29 protein-coding genes are annotated in these 20,167 nt (G+C 33.0%); all 29 read left to right on the top strand.

The features are described from left to right. Positions 1-3 precede the first annotated feature (3 nt). A complete protein-coding gene (gene rpmC / locus AAGV33_RS00305; RefSeq protein WP_373389909.1) occupies positions 4-195 on the top strand; it encodes a 50S ribosomal protein L29 in 192 nt (63 codons plus the stop codon). 16 nt (positions 196-211) lie between these two features. After that, positions 212-472 (top strand): 30S ribosomal protein S17, encoded by a 261-nt coding sequence (rpsQ, locus tag AAGV33_RS00300; RefSeq protein ID WP_026706247.1) that lies wholly within the window; start codon positions 212-214, stop codon positions 470-472. A gap of 2 nt (positions 473-474) precedes the next feature. After that, positions 475-843 (top strand): 50S ribosomal protein L14, encoded by a 369-nt coding sequence (gene rplN, locus AAGV33_RS00295; protein WP_022828366.1) that lies wholly within the window; start codon positions 475-477, stop codon positions 841-843. Between the two features lie 11 nt (positions 844-854). After that, positions 855-1,169: a 50S ribosomal protein L24 gene (gene rplX / locus AAGV33_RS00290; protein WP_166138168.1), complete on the top strand. Its 315-nt coding sequence runs from the start codon at positions 855-857 to the stop codon at positions 1,167-1,169. Positions 1,170-1,171: 2 nt separating this feature from the next. Next, positions 1,172-1,723, top strand: a complete 552-nt coding sequence (gene rplE / locus AAGV33_RS00285) for a 50S ribosomal protein L5 (RefSeq protein ID WP_073245937.1) — start codon at positions 1,172-1,174, stop codon at positions 1,721-1,723. Between the two features lie 3 nt (positions 1,724-1,726). After that, entirely contained in the window at positions 1,727-1,996 is a 270-nt protein-coding gene (gene rpsN, locus AAGV33_RS00280) for a 30S ribosomal protein S14 (RefSeq protein WP_024981518.1), read from the top strand. A 72-nt stretch (positions 1,997-2,068) separates the two neighbouring features. Continuing rightward, positions 2,069-2,467 (top strand): 30S ribosomal protein S8, encoded by a 399-nt coding sequence (gene rpsH / locus AAGV33_RS00275; protein WP_073245939.1) that lies wholly within the window; start codon positions 2,069-2,071, stop codon positions 2,465-2,467. A gap of 18 nt (positions 2,468-2,485) precedes the next feature. Then, positions 2,486-3,028: a 50S ribosomal protein L6 gene (rplF, locus tag AAGV33_RS00270; protein ID WP_373389908.1), complete on the top strand. Its 543-nt coding sequence runs from the start codon at positions 2,486-2,488 to the stop codon at positions 3,026-3,028. Positions 3,029-3,039: 11 nt separating this feature from the next. Beyond that, a complete protein-coding gene (gene rplR / locus AAGV33_RS00265) occupies positions 3,040-3,390 on the top strand; it encodes a 50S ribosomal protein L18 (RefSeq protein WP_373389907.1) in 351 nt (116 codons plus the stop codon). 3 nt (positions 3,391-3,393) lie between these two features. Beyond that, positions 3,394-3,918, top strand: coding sequence for a 30S ribosomal protein S5 (rpsE, locus tag AAGV33_RS00260; protein ID WP_085950926.1), 525 nt, complete (start codon positions 3,394-3,396; stop codon positions 3,916-3,918). A gap of 11 nt (positions 3,919-3,929) precedes the next feature. Further along, positions 3,930-4,112, top strand: coding sequence for a 50S ribosomal protein L30 (rpmD, locus tag AAGV33_RS00255; protein WP_026707002.1), 183 nt, complete (start codon positions 3,930-3,932; stop codon positions 4,110-4,112). 11 nt (positions 4,113-4,123) lie between these two features. Then, on the top strand, positions 4,124-4,576 hold the full coding sequence (rplO, locus tag AAGV33_RS00250; protein WP_373389906.1) for a 50S ribosomal protein L15: 453 nt from the start codon (positions 4,124-4,126) through the stop codon (positions 4,574-4,576). A gap of 13 nt (positions 4,577-4,589) precedes the next feature. Next, positions 4,590-5,936 carry a preprotein translocase subunit SecY gene (gene secY / locus AAGV33_RS00245; protein WP_373389905.1) on the top strand — a complete coding sequence of 449 codons (1,347 nt, stop codon included), beginning with the start codon at positions 4,590-4,592 and terminating at the stop codon, positions 5,934-5,936. Positions 5,937-5,940: 4 nt separating this feature from the next. After that, positions 5,941-6,156 carry a translation initiation factor IF-1 gene (gene infA, locus AAGV33_RS00240; protein ID WP_026714631.1) on the top strand — a complete coding sequence of 72 codons (216 nt, stop codon included), beginning with the start codon at positions 5,941-5,943 and terminating at the stop codon, positions 6,154-6,156. 11 nt (positions 6,157-6,167) lie between these two features. Continuing rightward, a complete protein-coding gene (gene ykgO, locus AAGV33_RS00235) occupies positions 6,168-6,284 on the top strand; it encodes a type B 50S ribosomal protein L36 (RefSeq protein ID WP_002987490.1) in 117 nt (38 codons plus the stop codon). Between the two features lie 2 nt (positions 6,285-6,286). Then, positions 6,287-6,661 (top strand): 30S ribosomal protein S13, encoded by a 375-nt coding sequence (gene rpsM, locus AAGV33_RS00230; RefSeq protein WP_373389904.1) that lies wholly within the window; start codon positions 6,287-6,289, stop codon positions 6,659-6,661. Positions 6,662-6,669: 8 nt separating this feature from the next. Beyond that, complete coding sequence (rpsK, locus tag AAGV33_RS00225; protein WP_035637333.1) at positions 6,670-7,053, top strand: 30S ribosomal protein S11; 384 nt, start codon at positions 6,670-6,672, stop codon at positions 7,051-7,053. An 88-nt stretch (positions 7,054-7,141) separates the two neighbouring features. Then, complete coding sequence (rpsD, locus tag AAGV33_RS00220) at positions 7,142-7,747, top strand: 30S ribosomal protein S4 (RefSeq protein WP_161644168.1); 606 nt, start codon at positions 7,142-7,144, stop codon at positions 7,745-7,747. 21 nt (positions 7,748-7,768) lie between these two features. Then, positions 7,769-8,761 carry a DNA-directed RNA polymerase subunit alpha gene (locus AAGV33_RS00215; protein ID WP_071183834.1) on the top strand — a complete coding sequence of 331 codons (993 nt, stop codon included), beginning with the start codon at positions 7,769-7,771 and terminating at the stop codon, positions 8,759-8,761. Positions 8,762-8,823: 62 nt separating this feature from the next. Then, positions 8,824-9,333: a 50S ribosomal protein L17 gene (gene rplQ / locus AAGV33_RS00210; RefSeq protein ID WP_373389903.1), complete on the top strand. Its 510-nt coding sequence runs from the start codon at positions 8,824-8,826 to the stop codon at positions 9,331-9,333. A gap of 197 nt (positions 9,334-9,530) precedes the next feature. Next, positions 9,531-10,631, top strand: coding sequence for a glutamine-hydrolyzing carbamoyl-phosphate synthase small subunit (gene carA, locus AAGV33_RS00205; RefSeq protein WP_373389902.1), 1,101 nt, complete (start codon positions 9,531-9,533; stop codon positions 10,629-10,631). 215 nt (positions 10,632-10,846) lie between these two features. Beyond that, positions 10,847-12,139, top strand: a complete 1,293-nt coding sequence (gene eno, locus AAGV33_RS00200) for a phosphopyruvate hydratase (protein WP_373389901.1) — start codon at positions 10,847-10,849, stop codon at positions 12,137-12,139. A gap of 156 nt (positions 12,140-12,295) precedes the next feature. After that, positions 12,296-13,573, top strand: coding sequence for a citrate synthase (locus AAGV33_RS00195; RefSeq protein ID WP_373389900.1), 1,278 nt, complete (start codon positions 12,296-12,298; stop codon positions 13,571-13,573). 85 nt (positions 13,574-13,658) lie between these two features. After that, positions 13,659-14,594 carry a citrulline utilization hydrolase CtlX gene (gene ctlX / locus AAGV33_RS00190; protein ID WP_373389899.1) on the top strand — a complete coding sequence of 312 codons (936 nt, stop codon included), beginning with the start codon at positions 13,659-13,661 and terminating at the stop codon, positions 14,592-14,594. Between the two features lie 96 nt (positions 14,595-14,690). Beyond that, on the top strand, positions 14,691-15,056 hold the full coding sequence (locus AAGV33_RS00185) for a CoA-binding protein (protein WP_373389898.1): 366 nt from the start codon (positions 14,691-14,693) through the stop codon (positions 15,054-15,056). Positions 15,057-15,161: 105 nt separating this feature from the next. Continuing rightward, complete coding sequence (gene recR, locus AAGV33_RS00180) at positions 15,162-15,782, top strand: recombination mediator RecR (protein WP_373389897.1); 621 nt, start codon at positions 15,162-15,164, stop codon at positions 15,780-15,782. 68 nt (positions 15,783-15,850) lie between these two features. Further along, positions 15,851-16,639, top strand: a complete 789-nt coding sequence (locus AAGV33_RS00175; protein WP_373389896.1) for a polysaccharide biosynthesis/export family protein — start codon at positions 15,851-15,853, stop codon at positions 16,637-16,639. Positions 16,640-16,656: 17 nt separating this feature from the next. Continuing rightward, positions 16,657-19,104: a polysaccharide biosynthesis tyrosine autokinase gene (locus AAGV33_RS00170; RefSeq protein ID WP_373389895.1), complete on the top strand. Its 2,448-nt coding sequence runs from the start codon at positions 16,657-16,659 to the stop codon at positions 19,102-19,104. An 18-nt stretch (positions 19,105-19,122) separates the two neighbouring features. After that, on the top strand, positions 19,123-20,106 hold the full coding sequence (locus AAGV33_RS00165; RefSeq protein WP_373389894.1) for an SDR family oxidoreductase: 984 nt from the start codon (positions 19,123-19,125) through the stop codon (positions 20,104-20,106). Positions 20,107-20,167: the final 61 nt, after the last annotated feature.

The raw sequence follows: 20,167 nt of genomic DNA, 5'->3' as shown, positions 1-20,167 counted from the left end.
ATTATGAAACAATCAGAAATAAAAGATCTTTCTGCAGCACAGTTGCAAGAAAATCTTAGCCAAGCTAAGAAAACATATGCTGACCTAAAAATGGCTCATGCAATATCTCCAATTGAAAATCCACTTCAAATTAGAAGTTTAAGAAGAACAGTTGCGAGATTGGCTACAGAGCTTACTAAAAGAGAGGTGCAATAATTGTAATCTGCGAAAGATGGAAGAAAAAAGAAATTTAAGAAAAGAAAGAATTGGTGTTGTAACTTCAAACAAAATGGATAAATCTATTGTTGTTGCACAAGTTACTAAAGTAAAACACCCATTATATGGTAAGTTCGTATTGAAAACAAAGAAATTTGTTGCACATGACGAAACAAACGACTGTAACATTGGAGATACTGTAAGAATTAGCGAAACGCGTCCTTTAAGTAAATCAAAATGTTGGAGATTGGTTGAAATCCTAGAAAGAGCTAAATAATTATGGTACAACAAGAATCAAGACTAAAAGTAGCAGATAACACAGGAGCTAAAGAAGTTTTAACTATCCGTGTTTTAGGAGGTACCAAAAGAAGGTATGCCTCTGTTGGTGACAAGATTGTAGTATCTATTAAAGATACATCTCCTAACGGAAGCGTTAAAAAAGGAGCTGTTTCAACTGCAGTTGTTGTGCGTACCAAAAAAGAAGTGAGAAGAGCTGATGGTTCTTATATTCGTTTCGATGACAATGCATGTGTTCTTTTGAACGCTGCAGGAGAAATGAGAGGAACTCGTGTATTTGGTCCGGTAGCAAGAGAACTTCGTGAAAAACAATTCATGAAAATTGTATCATTAGCACCAGAAGTGCTTTAATTCGCTATAAGATGATAAAGCTAAAAATAAAATCAGGTGACATTGTAAGAGTAATTGCTGGAGACCATAAAGGTGCTGAAGGTAAAGTATTACGTGTTGACCGTGAGAAAAACAAAGCGATTGTTGAAGGAGTAAACATGGTTTCGAAACATACAAAACCAAGTGCTAAAAGCCCTCAAGGAGGAATCGTTAAGAAGGAAGCTCCTATTCAAATTTCTAATATCTCTTTAATTGATCCTAAAACTAAGGAAACAACTAGAGTAGGTGTAAGAGTTGAAGGAGATAAGAAAGTAAGATTTTCAAAAAAATCTAATCAAGTACTATAGTAATGGCGTATATACCTAGATTAAAAGAAGAATATAAGAGTAGAGTAATCTCTGCTCTTAAAGAAGAATTCGGATACACAAACGTAATGCAAGTTCCTAAACTTGAAAAAATCGTTTTGAGCCGTGGAGTAGGTGCAGCTGTATCTGATAAAAAATTAATTGACTATGCAGTTGATGAATTAACTAAGATCACTGGACAAAAAGCAGTTTCTACAATCTCTAAGAAAGACGTTGCGTCTTTCAAATTGAGAAAAGGAATGCCTATTGGAGCAAAAGTTACTTTGCGTGGAGAAAGAATGTATGAGTTTTTAGATAGACTTATTACTTCAGCTTTACCACGTGTAAGAGATTTTAGTGGTATCAAAGCTACTGGATTCGATGGTAGAGGTAACTATAACCTTGGAGTTTTAGAGCAAATCATTTTCCCAGAAATTGATATTGATAAAGTAAACAAAATTTCAGGAATGGATATTACTTTTGTTACTACTGCTCAAACAGACAAAGAAGCAAAGTCATTATTGGCTGAATTAGGTTTACCTTTTAAAAAGAATTAAGATATGGCTAAAGAATCAATGAAAGCCCGTGAGGTTAAGAGAGAAAAAACGGTAGCTAAGTATGCTGAGAAAAGAAAAGCTTTGATAGAGGCTGGAGATTTCGTAGGTTTGCAAAAATTACCTAAAAATGCTTCACCAGTTCGTTTACACAATCGTTGTAAATTAACAGGTAGACCAAGAGGGTACATGCGTCAATTCGGTATTTCACGTGTAACTTTCCGTGAAATGGCTAACAATGGATTGATACCAGGAGTTAAAAAAGCCAGCTGGTAAAAAACGAATTTTAATTGGTTAAAGGTTCAATGAGAAAGTCTCAAAGAAAACCATAATCGCAAATTAATAAATATGAATACAGATCCTATTGCAGATTATTTAACGCGAGTTAGAAACGCTGTGGCTGCAAACCACAAAGTTGTTGAAATTCCGGCATCTAATCTAAAAAAAGAAATTACTAAGATTTTATTTGATCAAGGTTATATCTTAAGTTACAAATTTGAAGAAAACACTGTTCAGGGTTCTATCAAAATTGCTTTGAAGTATGATAAAGATACTAAAGAGCCAGTTATTAAAGATATCCAAAGAATTAGTAAACCAGGTTTACGTAAATATTCTAGTTCTTCAAACATTCCTAGAATCCTTAACGGATTAGGTATTGCTATTGTTTCTACTTCAAAAGGTTTGATGACTGGAAAGAAAGCTAAGCAATTAAATGTAGGTGGTGAAGTAATTTGCTACGTATACTAATTAATAAAGACTTATAAGATGTCAAGAATAGGAAAGAGTCCAGTTGTAATTCCTGCTGGAGTTACTGTTGAAGTTAAAGACGGTATTATTACAGTAAAAGGAAAAAATGGTCAACTAACACAGGAGTTTTCGGATGTAACTGTAACAGTTGAAGGTGATCAAGTTCAAGTTGAAAGATCATCTGATCACAAAGATCAAAGAGCAAAACATGGTTTATATAGATCTTTAATCAGCAATATGATTGTTGGTGTAACTGAAGGTTTTACTAAATCTTTAGAATTGGTAGGAGTAGGTTATAGAGCTTCTAACCAAGGACAAAAATTAGATTTAGCACTTGGATTTTCTCACAATATTGTTTTAGAAGTTGCTCCTGAAGTAACAGTTGAAACTATATCTGAAAAAGGTAAGAACCCAATTGTAAAATTAACATCATTTGACAAACAACTTTTAGGAGCTGTTGCTGCGAAAATTAGAGGTTTCCGTAAGCCAGAGCCGTACAAAGGAAAAGGTGTTAAATTTGTAGGTGAAGTATTAAGAAGAAAAGCAGGTAAATCAGCTTAAAAAATAAGATTATGTCATTAACAAAACCTGAAAGAAGACAGAGAATCAGATTCAGAATCAGAAAAACGATAAGCGGTACTGCTGCTAATCCAAGATTATCTGTATTTAGAAGTAACAAAGAAATTTACGCTCAACTTATCGATGACGTAAACGGAGTTACATTGTTGTCTGCTTCTTCAAGAGAAAAAGAAATAGGAAAAGGTACTAACGTAGAAATTGCTACAGCAGTTGGAAAACTTGTTGCAGAAAAAGCGTTAAAAGCTGGGGTTGAAACAGTAAAATTCGATAGAGGAGGATACTTATACCACGGTCGTATTAAATCATTAGCAGAAGGCGCAAGAGCGGCTGGACTTAAATTCTAATATATTATGTCTAAATACAAAAATGTAGAATTGGTAAAACCAAGTGGTCTTGAACTTAAAGATCGTCTGGTAAGTGTTAATCGTGTTACTAAAGTTACAAAGGGTGGTAGAGCTTTTGGTTTTTCTGCTATTGTAGTTGTAGGTGATGAAAACGGAGTAGTTGGACATGGATTAGGAAAATCTAAAGACGTTTCTGAAGCAATTGCGAAAGCAGTAGAAGATGCTAAGAAAAATTTAGTAAAAATTCCTTTGAATGGTCAATCAGTTCCTCACGAACAAAAAGGTAAATTTGGTGGTGCACGTGTATTCTTAATTCCTGCCTCTCATGGTACAGGAGTTATTGCTGGTGGAGCTGTTCGTTCAGTTCTTGAATCAGTAGGTATTCACGATGTATTATCTAAATCTCAAGGATCATCAAATCCTCACAACGTAGTAAAAGCAACTTTTGATGCTTTATTACAAATGAGAAGTGCTCACACTGTTGCAAAACAAAGAGGAGTATCTTTAGAAAAAGTTTTTAAAGGTTAATCAAGGAAATTATGGCTAAATTATTAGTAAAACAAGTTAGAAGTAAAATCAACTGTCCACTTGATCAAAAAAGAGGATTAGAGGCTTTAGGTCTACGTAAAATGGGTCAAGTTGTAGAGCATGACTCAAACCCTGCAATCCTTGGGATGATAAACAAAGTTAAACACTTAGTTTCTGTAGAAGAAGCTAAATAACAAATACTGTTATGAATTTAAGTAACTTACAACCAGCTGAAGGGTCAACACACAATCAAAATAAAAGATTAGGTAGAGGAGAAGGTTCTGGAAAAGGTGGTACCGCTGCACGTGGACACAAAGGAGCAAAATCTCGTTCTGGATATTCTAAAAAGATTGGTTTTGAAGGAGGGCAAATGCCACTTCAAAGACGTGTACCTAAGTTTGGTTTTACAAACATCAATCGTAAAGAATACGAAGGTGTGAATCTTGATACACTTCAATTATTAGTAGATAATGGTGCGATTACAGATACTGTTGATATGACAGTTTTTGTTGCAAATCGTTTGGCTACTAAGAATGAAATTGTAAAGATTTTAGGAAGAGGAGAATTGAAAGCTAAATTAAAAGTAACTGCTCACAAATTTACTGCTACTGCAAAAGCTGCTATCGAAGCTGCTGGAGGAGAAGCTGTAACAATATAATTTTTCAATTAATATGAAGAAATTTATTGAATCAATAAGTAATGTTTGGAAAATCGAGGAACTAAAAAACAGAATCCTAATTACTTTAGGACTGCTTTTAGTTTATCGTTTTGGAGCTCACGTAACGCTTCCTGGGATTGATGCTACACAGTTAGCTAATTTAGAAGGCCAAACCAAAAGTGGTATTGGTTCTATTTTAGATATGTTTACTGGAGGAGCTTTTTCTCAAGCGTCCGTTTTTGCTTTAGGAATTATGCCTTACATTTCAGCATCTATTGTTGTTCAGCTTATGGGAATTGCTATTCCTTATTTGCAAAAATTACAAAGTGATGGTGAAAGTGGTAGAAAAAAGATTAACCAGATTACACGTTGGTTGACTATTGTAATTACTTTAGTTCAAGGACCTACGTATATCTATAATCTTTATAGAACATTACCTGGTAGTGCATTTTTATTAGGGTTTGATTCTTTTGAATTTTTATTTTCTTCAGTAATTATCTTAGTTACAGGTACAATTTTTGCCATGTGGTTAGGAGAAAAAATAACTGATAAGGGAATTGGTAACGGTATATCACTATTAATTATGGTTGGTATTCTTGCAAGATTTCCTCAAGCATTTATTCAAGAATTTACAACTAGAGTTACTAATAACAACGGAGGTCTGATGTTGTTAGTTATTGAAATAATTATTTGGCTTCTAGTTATCATTGCATGTGTATTGTTAACTATGGCTATTCGAAAAATACCAGTTCAGTACGCCCGTCGTACTGCTTCTGGTGATTTTGAACAAGATATGTTAGGTGGAAATAGACAATGGATTCCTTTAAAGCTTAATGCTTCTGGGGTTATGCCAATCATTTTTGCGCAAGCAATTATGTTTATACCTGCTGCTTTAGCAGGGTTGTCAACCTCCGATACTTCACAATCTATTGTAGGTGCTTTTAGTAATATGTTCGGTTTTTGGTATAATTTAGTTTTTGCAACATTAATTGTTGTGTTTACATACTTTTATACAGCAATTACAGTTCCTACTAATAAAATGTCTGATGATTTGAAAAGAAGTGGTGGTTTTATTCCTGGTGTTAGACCTGGAGCTGAAACTTCTGATTTTCTAGACAAAGTGATGTCTTTGATAACTTTTCCAGGTTCTTTATTTCTTGCTCTAATAGCTGTGTTCCCAGCAATAGTTGTAAGTATTATGGATGTTCAACAATCTTGGGCAATGTTTTTTGGAGGTACCTCATTAATAATTATGGTAGGTGTTGCAATTGACACAATTCAACAAATCAATTCATACTTGTTAAACAAACATTATGATGGTTTAATGAAAAGCGGAAAAAATAGAAAAGCAGTAGCTTAATTTTATGGCAAAACAATCAGCAATAGAACAAGACGGATCAATCATTGAAGCATTATCAAATGCGATGTTCCGTGTAGAATTAGAGAACGGACACGTTGTAATTGCTCATATTTCTGGAAAAATGCGTATGCATTATATCAAATTATTACCTGGTGATAAAGTGAAATTAGAAATGAGCCCTTATGATTTGTCTAAAGCAAGAATTACTTATAGATATTAAAGATATTCACAATGAAAGTAAGAGCATCAGTAAAAAAGAGAAGTGCCGAGTGCATCATCGTACGTAGAAAAGGAAGATTATACGTAATAAACAAAAAGAATCCTAGATTTAAACAAAGACAAGGATAATTATGGCAAGAATAGCAGGGGTAGATATCCCAAAAAACAAGAGAGGTGTTATTGCACTTACCTACATCTTCGGATTAGGAAAAAGTAGAGCTATAGAGATTTTAGAGAAAGCTCAAGTTAGCCAAGACAAAAAAGTTCAAGATTGGAATGATGACGAAATCGGAGCAATTCGTGAAGCTGTTGGAACTTTCAAAATTGAAGGTGAATTGCGTTCAGAAGTTTCTTTGAACATCAAACGTTTAATGGATATTGGATGTTACAGAGGTATTCGTCATAGAACTGGTCTTCCATTAAGAGGACAAAGAACTAAGAATAACTCTAGAACTAGAAAAGGTAAAAGAAAAACTGTTGCTAACAAGAAAAAAGCAACTAAATAATAAGTAATATGGCTAAAGCAACTACAAAAAAACGTAAAGTTATCGTTGAATCAACGGGAGAAGCTCATATTTCTGCTACCTTCAATAACATCATTATTTCTTTGACTAACAAAAAAGGTGAAGTTATTTCTTGGTCTTCAGCTGGTAAAATGGGTTTTAGAGGTTCTAAAAAGAACACTCCATACGCAGCTCAAATGGCCGCAGAAGATTGTAGTAAAGTAGCTCTTGAAGCTGGATTGAAAAAAGTTAAGGTTTATGTAAAAGGACCAGGAAACGGACGTGAGTCTGCTATCCGTTCTTTGCATAACGGTGGAATCGAAGTAACTGAAATTATTGACGTTACTCCAATGCCACACAACGGTTGTCGTCCTCCAAAGAGACGTAGAGTTTAATAATAAATTTAAGTATAACTAGGTAGAATCACGATTATCGAAGGATATGACCTGAATTCATAATCTCTACCTTAATTAATTCATTGAAATGGCAAGATATACTGGTCCTAAAACTAGAATTGCTCGTAAATTTGGCGAAGCAATCTTCGGAGATGACAAATCTTTCGAAAAAAGAAATTACCCTCCTGGACAACACGGGATGGCTAAAAAAAGAGGTAAAAAATCTGAATATGCAATCCAGTTAATGGAAAAGCAAAAAGCTAAATATTCTTATGGAATTTTAGAAAAACAATTCAGAGGTTTATTTAAAAAAGCATCAGCTACTAAAGGTGTTACTGGTGAAGTTCTTTTACAATTATGTGAGGCAAGATTGGATAACGTAGTTTTTAGAATGGGCGTTGCTCCTTCTAGAAGAGGTGCTAGACAATTAGTTTCTCACAGACACATCACTGTAAACGGTGAAGTTGTAAACATTCCTTCTTACCACCTTAAACCTGGTGACAAAGTTGCTGTTCGTGAAAAATCTAAATCTTTAGATGCTATCGAACGTTCTTTATCTAATTCAAGTCAAGTTTATGAATGGATTACTTGGAACAATGACGTTAAAGAAGGTACTTTCGTAGCTGTACCTGCTAGACTTCAAATTCCAGAAAACATTAAAGAACAATTAATCGTAGAGTTGTACAACAAATAATAATTGACTTAGTCGAAATTTATGGCAATATTTAATTTTCAAAAGCCCGATAAAGTTATCATGATCGATTCAACCGATTTTGAAGGTAAATTCGAATTTAGACCTTTAGAACCTGGTTATGGATTGACTGTTGGTAATGCACTTAGAAGAGTTTTGCTTTCAGCATTGGAAGGGTATGCAATTACATCTGTTCGCATAGAAGGTGTAGATCATGAGTTTTCTACTATTTCAGGAGTTGTTGAAGATGTTACCGAAATTATCCTTAATCTAAAACAAGTACGTTTCAAACGTCAAATTGAAGATATCGATAATGAATCAGTTTCTATTTCTGTTTCAGGTAAAGATCAATTAACAGCTGGTGATTTTCAAAAATTTATTTCAGGTTTCCAAGTTTTGAATCCAGAACTAGTGATCTGTAATTTAGATTCTAAAATCAAATTGAATCTTGATTTAACAATCGAGAAAGGTAGAGGATATGTTCCTGCTGAGGAGAACAAAAAACAGAATGCTGCAATTGGAACCATTTTTACAGATTCTATTTTTACACCTGTAAAAAATGTAAAATACGCTATTGAAAACTTCCGTGTAGAGCAAAAAACAGATTATGAAAAATTAGTTTTCGAAATTAAAACTGATGGATCTATTAATCCAAAAGATGCACTTACAGAAGCTGCTAAAGTTCTAATTCACCATTTCATGTTGTTCTCTGACGAAAGAATTACACTTGAGGCTGATGAGATTGCACAAACAGAATCATATGATGAGGAATCATTACACATGAGACAATTGCTTAAAACTAAGCTTGTTGATATGGATCTGTCTGTGAGAGCCTTAAATTGTTTGAAAGCGGCTGAAGTTGATACACTTGGTGATTTAGTATCGTTCAATAAAAATGACCTAATGAAATTCCGTAATTTCGGTAAAAAATCTTTAACAGAGCTAGATGAACTTGTAGCAGTTAAAAATTTGACTTTCGGAATGGATTTAGCAAAATACAAACTAGATAAAGAATAAATTACTCATATTTTGCTCTCCATAGAGGATAGTAGCAAGATGAGGGTTTAAAAAAACACGTCATGAGACACGGAAAAAAATTCAATCACTTAAGCAGACAGACTGCACATAGAAAATCTATGTTAGCTAATATGGCTTGTTCTCTTATTGAGCACAAACGTATTAATACTACTGTTGCTAAAGCTAAAGCGCTTAAACAATTTGTTGAGCCGCTTATAACAAAATCTAAAAATGATACGACTCACAATCGTCGTATCGTTTTTGCTAACTTACGTAGCAAATATGCTGTAACTGATTTATTCAGAGACGTAGCTGCTAAAGTTGGTGACCGTCCAGGTGGATACACTCGTATCATTAAAGTTGGAAATCGTTTAGGAGATAATGCTGATATGGCAATGATCGAATTAGTAGATTTTAACGAACTTTACAACGGAGGTAAAAAAGAAGTTAAAAAAGCAAAAAGCCGTCGTGGTGGAAAAGCAAAAAAGGCAGATGATGTTGTTGAAGCTCCAGTGGCTGAAACAGAAGCTCCTGCTGCTGAACCTGAAACGCCAAAAGACGCTGCTGAATAATTATGAAAATAATCATTCAATAAAATTAAGGATAAACTATTTTTTTAGTTTATCCTTTTTTTTTTTTTTTGATTTTTTTATTACAAAGAATAGGAGTTAACTAGTAATTGGATCACTAATTACAATTTTAAAATAATTTTTAAAATTGTTGCTTTCACTCCTTTAATGAATTAAATTTGCACCATATTTAACAACAAATGAAATACACAACACGAAAAAGCGCCATCCTTTTATTAAGTGACGGTACTATATTCCACGGAAAATCTATCGGAATCAGCGGAACCACTTTTGGTGAAGTATGTTTTAATACTGGGATGACCGGTTATCAAGAAATCTTCACTGATCCATCTTATTTTGGACAAATTATGGTGGCAACCAACGCACATATTGGAAATTATGGCGTTAATGAAAATGAAGTAGAATCAAACGGAATTAAAATTTCAGGTTTGGTTTGTAAAAATTTCAGTTTTAACTATTCTAGAGAAGATGCTTCAGGAAGTTTAGAAGATTATTTTGCAAAGCAAAATTTAATCTGTATTTCTGATGTTGATACTCGTGCTTTAGTAAGTTATATTAGAGAAAACGGAGCTATGAATGCTGTAATTTGTACAGATGATACTCCTCTTGAAGAGTTAAAAGCTACTTTAGCAAGTGTTCCGGATATGAAAGGTTTGGAGTTAGCTTCAAAAGTTTCAACTAAAGAACCTTATTTTTACGGAGATGAAAATGCTAAATATAAAGTTTCGGCTTTAGATCTAGGAATAAAAACAAACATTCTTCGTAATCTGGCTAAAAGAGATTGTTATATCAAGGTTTTTCCTTTTGACGCTTCTTATGCTGATTTGGCTTCATTTAACCCAGATGGTTTCTTTCTTTCAAACGGACCTGGAGATCCAGAACCTTTAGAAAGTGCCATTGAAGTTGCTAAAGAAATTTTGGCAAACAATAAACCATTATTTGGTATTTGTTTAGGGCATCAGGTAATCGGTTTAGCTAACGGAATTTCTACTTATAAAATGTTTAATGGTCACCGAGGAATTAATCATCCTGTAAGTAATTTGATTACTGGAAAAGGGGAAATTACTTCTCAAAATCACGGTTTTGCAGTTAATAGAGAAGAATTAGAAGCGAATCCAGAAATGGAAATTACGCATCTTCACTTAAATGACGGAACTGTAGCTGGAATGAGAATGAAAAACAAAAATTGCTTTTCAGTTCAATACCATCCAGAAGCAAGTCCTGGACCACATGATTCTTCTTATTTATTTGATCAATTTGTGGAAAATTTGAAAAACTAATGTTTTTTTAAAGATAATTAATAGGCTAAGCATTTTTTGTTTAGCCTATTTTTTTTGCCTAATGTTTTGGTTCTGTTTTTAATTTGTAAATTTTATTTTAAATTATGTTTAATTAATAGATTTATAACGTTTTCGTTGATAAGATTAAAAAAATAAATACGATGTTTAAAAAACTTAGAATATATTTGCATTTTAAAATTTAAAAACTAAGTAATATGAGTATTATTATCAAAATTCACGCAAGACAAATTTTCGATTCAAGAGGTAATCCTACTGTAGAAGTAGATGTAGTTACAGAAAACGGTGTTTTAGGAAGAGCAGCAGTACCATCTGGAGCTTCAACTGGAGAACATGAGGCTGTAGAATTACGTGATGGTGGAAAAGCTTTTTTAGGAAAAGGAGTTTTAAATGCAGTGAACAATGTTAATACTGTAATTGCTGAAGAACTTGTTGGTACTTCTGTTTTCGAACAAAATCTTATCGATCAAATGATGATTGATTTAGATGGTACTCCAAACAAATCTAAATTAGGTGCTAATGCGATTCTTGGAGTTTCTTTGGCTGTTGCTAAAGCTGCTGCTGCTGAATTAGGATTGCCTTTGTATAGATACGTAGGTGGAGTTTCTGCAAATACATTACCAGTTCCAATGATGAACATCATTAATGGTGGTTCTCACTCTGACGCTCCGATTGCTTTCCAGGAATTCATGATTTTCCCAGTAAAAGCAACTTCTTTTTCTCACTCTATGCAAATGGGAACTGAAATTTTCCATAGTTTGAAAAAAGTATTACACGATAGAGGTCTTTCTACAGCGGTAGGTGACGAAGGTGGTTTTGCTCCAAACTTGGCTGGTGGTACTGAAGATGCTTTAGATACTATCAAATTAGCAGTGGAGAAAGCGGGTTATACTTTTGGTGACGAAATTATGATTGCTCTTGACTGTGCTTCTGCTGAATTTTATGTAAACGGAAAATACGATTACTCTAAATTTGAAGGAGAAACTGGAAAAGTTAGAACTTCTGCTGAACAAGCGGATTATTTAGCTGATTTAACAACTAAATACCCAATTATCTCTATCGAAGACGGTATGGATGAAAATGACTGGGATGGATGGAAATTATTGACTGAAAAAATTGGTGATAAAGTTCAATTAGTAGGTGATGATTTGTTTGTTACTAATGTGGAACGTTTATCAACTGGTATTGATAAAGGAATTGCTAACTCAATCCTTATCAAAGTAAACCAAATTGGTACTTTAACTGAAACTATTGCAGCAGTTAATATGGCTAAAAATGCAGGTTATACTTCAGTAATGTCTCACCGTTCAGGAGAAACTGAAGATAATACAATTGCTGACTTAGCAGTAGCATTAAACTGTGGTCAAATTAAAACAGGTTCTGCTTCACGTTCTGATCGTATGGCTAAATACAATCAATTGATTAGAATTGAGGAAGAATTAGGAAATACAGCTTATTTTCCAGGAAAAAAAGCATTCAAAATAAAATAAGATTAAGATTTTGTTCTCTTTTAAAAGCCATTCATGTAAAATGAATGGCTTTTTTTTTCAAATTTAACAATATCACTAGTTTTTTCCCTTTTTAATTAATGTTATTATCCTTAGATTTGGTAAATTATTAAGTGTAAAGATTTATTTCAAATTATTATGTCAAAAACAGCTATATTAGAAATTGATGGTAAGAAGTACGAGTTTCCTGTTATTAAAGGAAGTGAGAACGAAGAAGCAATCAATATTAACAAATTAAGAGATTTAACAGGGACAATTACAATTGATCCAGGTTTTAAAAATTCAGGTTCTTGTACTAGTGCAATTACTTTCCTAGATGGAGAATTGGGAATTTTACGTTATAGAGGATATGCAATCGAAGATTTAGCTGATAAAGCGGACTTTTTAGAAGTTTCTTATCTTTTAATTTTTGGTGAATTACCAACGGCTGCTCAATTAGAACAATTTGAAACAGATATTAGAAAACATACCTTAGTAAATGAGGAAATGAAGAACATTATCGATGGCTTCCCAAAAACTGCACATCCAATGGGTGTTTTAGCAGCTTTGACAAGTGCATTGACAGCTTTCAATCCAAAATCAGTGAATGTTGAGAATGAAAAAGAATTGTACCAGGCAGTTTGTAAAACTATGGGTAAATTTTTGGTTATTGCAACATGGACTTATAGAAAATCAATGGGCTATCCTTTGAATTATTATGATAATACTAAAGGATATGTAGAAAACTTTATGAACTTAATGTTTGCATTGCCTACAGAGCCTTATAAAATCAATCCTGTTGTAATTGAGGCTTTGGATAAATTATTTATCTTACATGCTGATCACGAGCAAAACTGTTCTACTTCAACAGTAAGAATGGTAGGTTCTTCTCATGCAGGTTTATTTGCTTCAATTTCTGCTGGAGTTTCTGCTTTATGGGGACCTTTGCATGGAGGTGCTAACCAGGCAGTTCTTGAAATGTTAGAAGAAATTCACCAAAACGGTGGAGATACTGAAAAGTATTTGGCTAAAGCAAAAGATAAAAACGATCCTTTTAGATTAATGGGATTCGGACACAGAGTTTATAAAAACTTTGATCCGCGTGCTAAAATCATTAAAAAAGCAGCTAAAGAAGTACTAGAAACTTTAGGTGTTGAAGATCCAATTTTAGAAATTGCTAAAAAACTAGAAGCAGCAGCTTTAGAAGACGAATATTTCAAAGCTAGAAATTTATATCCAAACGTAGATTTCTATTCAGGAATCATCTACAGAGCTTTAGGAATCCCTACTGATATGTTTACAGTAATGTTTGCTATTGGAAGATTACCAGGTTGGATTGCACAATGGAAAGAAATGCGTGAAAACAAAGAGCCAATTGGAAGACCAAGACAAATTTACACTGGATCTCCATTAAGAGAGTTTAAAAAGCCAGTATAATATAAATTATATCAAAGCAAAAGCTTCACTGAAAAGTGAGGCTTTTTTTATCTTTGGCGTAAGCAATAAATAATAGTTTTATAAAATGAAACAAGTAACAAATTCAGTTTTGATGATTCGTCCGGTAGCTTTTCGAATGAATGAGCAAACGACAGCAAATAATCATTTTCAAAAAGAATTAAACGGAATATTACCAGCAGCAATAAATGCTAAAGCACAACAAGAATTTGACGCTTTAGTGAACCAACTTGAATCAGTTGGGATTAATGTTGTAGTTGTTGAAGATACTTTAGAAACCGACACGCCAGATAGTGTTTTTCCAAATAATTGGATTTCATTTCATGAAAATGGAGATGTGGTTATGTATCCCATGTTTGCTGAAAATCGTAGAGTCGAACGCCGTGAAGATATTTTAGATATTCTGGAAGAAAAAGGTTTTGTGATTGAGAATGTTGTTGATTTTACTTCGGCTGAGGAGGATGGTGTTTTTCTGGAAGGAACAGGAAGTTTAGTTTTAGATAGAGCCAATGTAATTGCTTATTGCGCTTTGTCTCCAAGGTCTGATGAAGAGCTTTTTATCGAATTCTGCGAAGATTTTGATTATGCACCAGTTCTTTTTGAAGCTTTTCATACGGTCGATGGTAAAAAAGATTTGATTTACCATACCAATGTTATGATGAGTATTGGAGACCATTTTGCAATAATTTGCGCGGATATGATTGCAGATAAGAAAGAACGCAAAATGGTTTTAGATAATCTAAGAGAAAGTGGAAAAGAACTAATTTTAATTAGCGAAAAGCAAGTAACCCAATTTGCTGGAAATGTATTGGAACTTTCGGGAGCTAATGATAAAAGATTTATTGTGATGAGTACCACTGCTTTTGAATCGTTAAATGCTACTCAAAAATCACAATTAGAAAAACACGGAAGTATTTTGAGCGCTAATTTGCAAACAATTGAAACTTGTGGTGGAGGAAGTGCCCGATGTATGATAGCTGAAATTTTCCTGCCTAAGGATTAATAGCGTTGATTTGAATATTGCTTTCGAAAAGTATTGAAATAAAGCATCACGTTACTTAAGTTCTATTTGAGTACCTTTGCAAAAATAATGAATGAAATGAAAAATAAAAAAACGTTAGTTCTGGGAGCAACTACTAAGCCAGATAGATATGCTTTTAGAGCTATAAATATGCTTGTTGAAAAAGGACATTCGGTTCTTGCTATTGGTCAAAATGCTGGAGAAGTAGCAGGAATTAAAATTAGGACTAAAGCTATTCCAGTTAAAAATATTGATACTATTACTTTGTATTTGAATCCTAAAAATCAGCGTGATTATTATAATTATATAGTAGAAGCACAACCAAAACGTGTTGTTTTTAATCCAGGAACTGAAAATCCAGAGTTGTACCAACTTCTAGAATTAAATAACATCAAGGTTGATGTGGCTTGTACATTAGTTTTATTAGCTACAAATCAATACTAATTGTTTAGATTTTGAAAAAATAAAAGCCATTTTCTATACGAAAATGGCTTTTTCATTTCGGTGATTTATAATAATTTCAATAAACAAATTGTTACATTTGCAACTATGGAATTTTCTTCAAAATTATTAGAAAAAGCGGTAAATGAAATTTCGCAATTGCCAGGAATAGGAAAGAGAACGGCGTTGCGACTGGTTTTACATTTGTTAAAACAACCAAAAGAACAAACCAGTTTTTTAACTCAAGCTTTGGTTGCTATGCGTGAGGAAATTAAATTTTGCGAAAGCTGTCACAATATTTCAGATACGTCAATTTGTGAAATATGCAGTAATAAAAATAGAAATCATCAAGTGGTTTGTGTTGTTGAAGACATTCGGGATGTTATGGCAATTGAAAATACCGGGCAGTTTAAGGGAATTTATCATGTTTTAGGGGGGAAAATTTCGCCAATTGATGGAGTTGGACCCAGTCAGTTAAAGATTTCGACTTTGGTAGAAAAAGTAAAGTCAGGAAATTTAACGGAAGTTATTTTTGCACTAAGCTCTACAATGGAAGGCGATACCACTAATTTTTACATTTATAAGCAAATTTCCGATTCGGATATTGTAATTTCTACAATCGCACGAGGGATTGCTGTGGGTGACGAATTAGAATATGCTGATGAAGTTACTTTGGGAAGAAGTATTTTACAGCGTTTGCCTTTTGAAAAGGCAATAAAAAATAATTAATTGGTTTAATATAATGAGGCTTTTAATATAATAAATGAAAAGCTATATTTGTTGTTTAAAATAGTAAAATGGCTAAGTACCTATTTGGTTTATTGTTAAGTATAAGTGTGTTGTTTTCCTCCTGTATATCAACGCGAGATTTGGTTTATTTGCAAAATAAAAACGAAACAGATGTTGAAACTACTATTTCGGCTGTTGCTTCTAAACCGTATCGACTACAAACAAATGATGTTTTAAGCATTAACATAAAAGCAAATGATCCAAAATTAGTAGAAATTTTTAGTACTACAAATGAAGGAGAATCAGGTCAGTCTGAGTCCACTTTGTATTTTAATGGTTTTACAGTTGACGATCATGGAAATATTAGAATGCCTATTTTAGGAGAGTTAAATGTAATCGGTTATACTTTAGATGAAGTTAGACAACGAATCGAAAAACAATTATTAGCTGAATATTTCAAGAAAGAGGCTAATATTTTTGTTATAGTAAAGTTGGCCGGATTTCGTTATACCATAAATGGCGAAGTGGGAAGTACTGGAACTAAAGTTTTGTTTCAAGAACAAGTAAATATCATGGAAGCTATTGCAAATTCAGGAGATATTACACTTACAGGAAATAGAAAAGAAGTGACCATCATCAGGAAAACGCCTACTGGGAATGAGATGCACGATATTGATTTGACAGATATAAATGTGGTGAATTCGCCTTATTTTTATTTACAGCCTAATGATTATATTTATGTAAAACCTCTTAAACAAAAAACCTGGGGTACAGGAAAAACAGGAATTGAATCTTTAGGTACGGTATTAACCTTACTATCTTTAGCAACAACTGCCTTTTTATTATTAAGAAGATAAAAATACCTTTCGAATAAATGTTAGATATAAAAGACTTTTCCCTTTTTGAAAATCAAGTTAGTTTTGACTTCAAAGGCTTGCTATTGAAAATAGTAAGTTATTGGAAATGGTTTTTAGTGAGTTTGATAATTGCTTTTACCATTGCGTATCAGGTCAACATTCGTAAAGAGAAAGTTTACGAAATGGCGACTTTAATTTCGATTAAAGAAGAGAATAACCCATTGTTTACTTCAAGTACAAATTTGACTTTTAATTGGGGTGGTGTTTCTGATCAAATGCAAACTATTTCGACCACATTGCAATCCCGATCGCATAATGAATTAGTTGTTGATAAATTACAGTTTTATATTGACTATTTGCAGCAAGAAGAATACAATATGGTCGATGCTTATGGCGCTGTTCCATTTTATGTAACTATTGATAAAAATAAAGGACAGTTAGCGGGAAATCTAATTAGTATTACTTTTTTAAGCGAATCAGAATATCAAATAAAAATTCCTTTTCAAAACAATTCAGCTTCGTTAATTACCTATTCTGATAATTCTTATAGTAGTACTAATGTAGCAATAGGCGACTTTATTAAGAAATATAAAGTTGGAGAACCAGTTTCGTTGCCTTTTTTGAATTGGAAATTACAAATAAAAGATAATCCTGGTTTTTATAAAGGCAAAGAATATTTTGTCCGATTTAATGATTTTAATGGTGCAGTATCTCGTTATAGAGGAGTCAATGTGATTTCTGATAATAAAGGAGCTTCTATTTTAACGTTAAGAATGCAAGGCACTAATAAAGCCCGAATGGTCGAGTATCTTAATGCTACCGTTAAAATGCTTATTAAAAGGCAATTGGATAATAAGAATCGATTTGCAACCAATACCATTTCTTTTATTGATAGTACGCTTGTTGCTATGGAATCGCAATTAAAAACGGCAGGAGAAGAACTGAAATCTTTCAAGAAAGATAAAGACATTTTAAATTTAGAAGATGGGGGAGTTCGGTTTTCGGATAAAATTCTGGATTATGATGTTGAAAAAGACGCTATAGTTCGAAAAATAGCCTATTACAATTCGCTTAAATCCTATTTAAAAAATAGTGTCGATTATTCGAAACTTCCAGCACCATCTGTTGCAGGAATTGAAGATCCAAATATTGTTGCTAATGTTTCTAAGCTTATTGCGCTTTCAACACAGCGTTCAGAAATGGCGTATGCGGTAAAAAGCGATAAGTTATTTAGAGATTTTGACAATCAAATGGAAGCGATTAAAAGTGTTTTGATTGAAAATATTGCCAGCGCAAAATCGGCATTGCAGTTTGATTTAGGATTGGTGAATAGTAAAATTAATCAGGCGGAAGGAAATATTAAAAAACTGCCTGATGACCAACAAGAATTGGTAAAAATCAAAAGGAAATATGATTTAAGCGATAATATTTATAGTACATTTTTACAAAAAAGGAGCGAAGCTGATATTGTAAAGGCAGCAAATTTATCAGACATCCACTTTATAGATCCCGCTAAGGACGTTGGCGGTGGTTTGATAGGTCCTAAAACTTCAGTCAATTATGTTTCGGCTCTTTTTCTAGGTACGGCTATCCCGTTACTGTTTATATTTGTGATCTTTTTTATTAATAATTCGATTCAAAATGCCGAAGATGTTAGTAAACAAACACAAATTCCTTTAATCGGAGTTGTAGGTTTGTATAAAGAAAAAGGAGAGCTAGCTGTTTTTGATAAACCTAAATCGGCAATGTCAGAATCTTTTAGGGCTATTCGTTCTTCTTTGCAGTTTCTATATAAAAAACAACTTGTAGATGGAGGAAAAACTTTAATGATTACTTCGTCTATTAGTGGAGAAGGAAAGACTTTTTGTTCGATAAATATTGCAACTGTTTTTGCTTTGAGCGAAAAGAAAACGGTAATTGTTGGGTTGGATTTGAGAAAACCAAAATTAGCTGATGAATTTAATTTGTCTAATGAAATTGGTGTTGTAAATTATCTAATCAAACAAAAAAGCCTCCATGAAATAGTAAATAAAACTCAAATTCCTTATTTAGACGTTATTCTTTCAGGACCAATTCCGCCTAATCCATCTGAGTTGATTATTGGAGAGGTTATGGCAGATTTAATAGCTGAATTGAAAAAAGAATACGATTATATTATTTTAGATACGCCTCCTGTTGGTTTAGTTTCCGATTCTTTAGAGTTGGTTCAGTATGCCGATGTTACTTTGTATATTGTAAGACAGAATGTGACTAAAAAAGAAATGATTCCTTTGTTGAATAATAGAGTCAGAAGGGGAGAAATGGCTAATGTGAGTATAATTTTGAATGGTTTTGAAAACAAAGCTAAATATGGAGCAGGTTATGGATACGGTTATGGCTATGGAGAATATTCAAGTGGATATCATGAAGAAGAAAAACCGAAAGGGTTTTTAGAAAAAATAATAAAAAAGATTAGAAAAGCTTAGCAGATTTTAAATATAAATATGAGAGAAATAACAAAATATACTATTTTAATTACTGGGGGCGCTGGCTTTATTGGTTCAAATCTATGCGAATATTTTTTATCAAAAGGAAATACAGTAATCTGTTTGGATAATTTTGCTACAGGCCATCATCATAATTTAAAAGCTTGTATTTCTAATCCTAATTTTTCTCTAATTGAAGGTGATATTCGAAATTTTGAAGATTGTAAAAAAGCGGTAACAGGAGTTGATTATGTTTTGCATCAAGCAGCACTAGGTTCAGTTCCTCGTTCGATAAATGATCCTATTACAACAAATGATGTGAATGTTTCGGGTTTTTTGAATATGTTGCAGGCAGCTACTGAAGCTAAAGTAAAACGTTTTGTTTATGCTGCGAGTTCTTCTACTTATGGAGATTCTGTAGGGTTGCCAAAGGTAGAAGCCATTATTGGTAAACCGCTTTCGCCTTATGCGATTACCAAATATGTGAATGAGTTATATGCTGAAATATTCAGTAAAACTTATGGGATAGAAACAATTGGATTGCGTTATTTTAATGTTTTTGGTAGAAAGCAAGATCCAAACGGAGCTTATGCTGCGGTAATTCCGAAGTTTGTGATGCAATTAATGAATCACGAAAGTATTACTATTAATGGTGATGGAAATCATTCACGTGATTTTACCTACATCGATAATGTAATACAGATGAATGAATTGGCAATTTCGGCAGATAAAATTGAAGCAGTAAATACAGTTTATAATACTGCTTTTGGGGATAGAAATACGTTGAACGATTTGGTTGGCTATTTAAAAGAATATTTAAGTAATTATAATTCGAAGATTGCAGATGTAGCTGTGATTCATGGTCCAAATCGAGGGGGAGATATCCCACATTCATTAGCTAGTATTAATAAAGCAAAAGAATTATTAGGATATAATCCGCAATATTCATTGCAAGAAGGTCTTAAAATAGCTGTTGAGTGGTATTGGAATAATTTAAAATAAAAAATCTTATTCCTTTTCGATAAAATGTAAAATTAGGACAAGGAAATAAAAAATATAAAAG

Origin of the sequence: Flavobacterium magnesitis, from assembly GCF_041729735.1 — a bacterium.
Lineage (GTDB): Bacteria > Bacteroidota > Bacteroidia > Flavobacteriales > Flavobacteriaceae > Flavobacterium > Flavobacterium magnesitis.
Note: the sequence above shows the minus strand (reverse complement) of the source record. Positions and strands in the feature narration are given on the sequence as shown.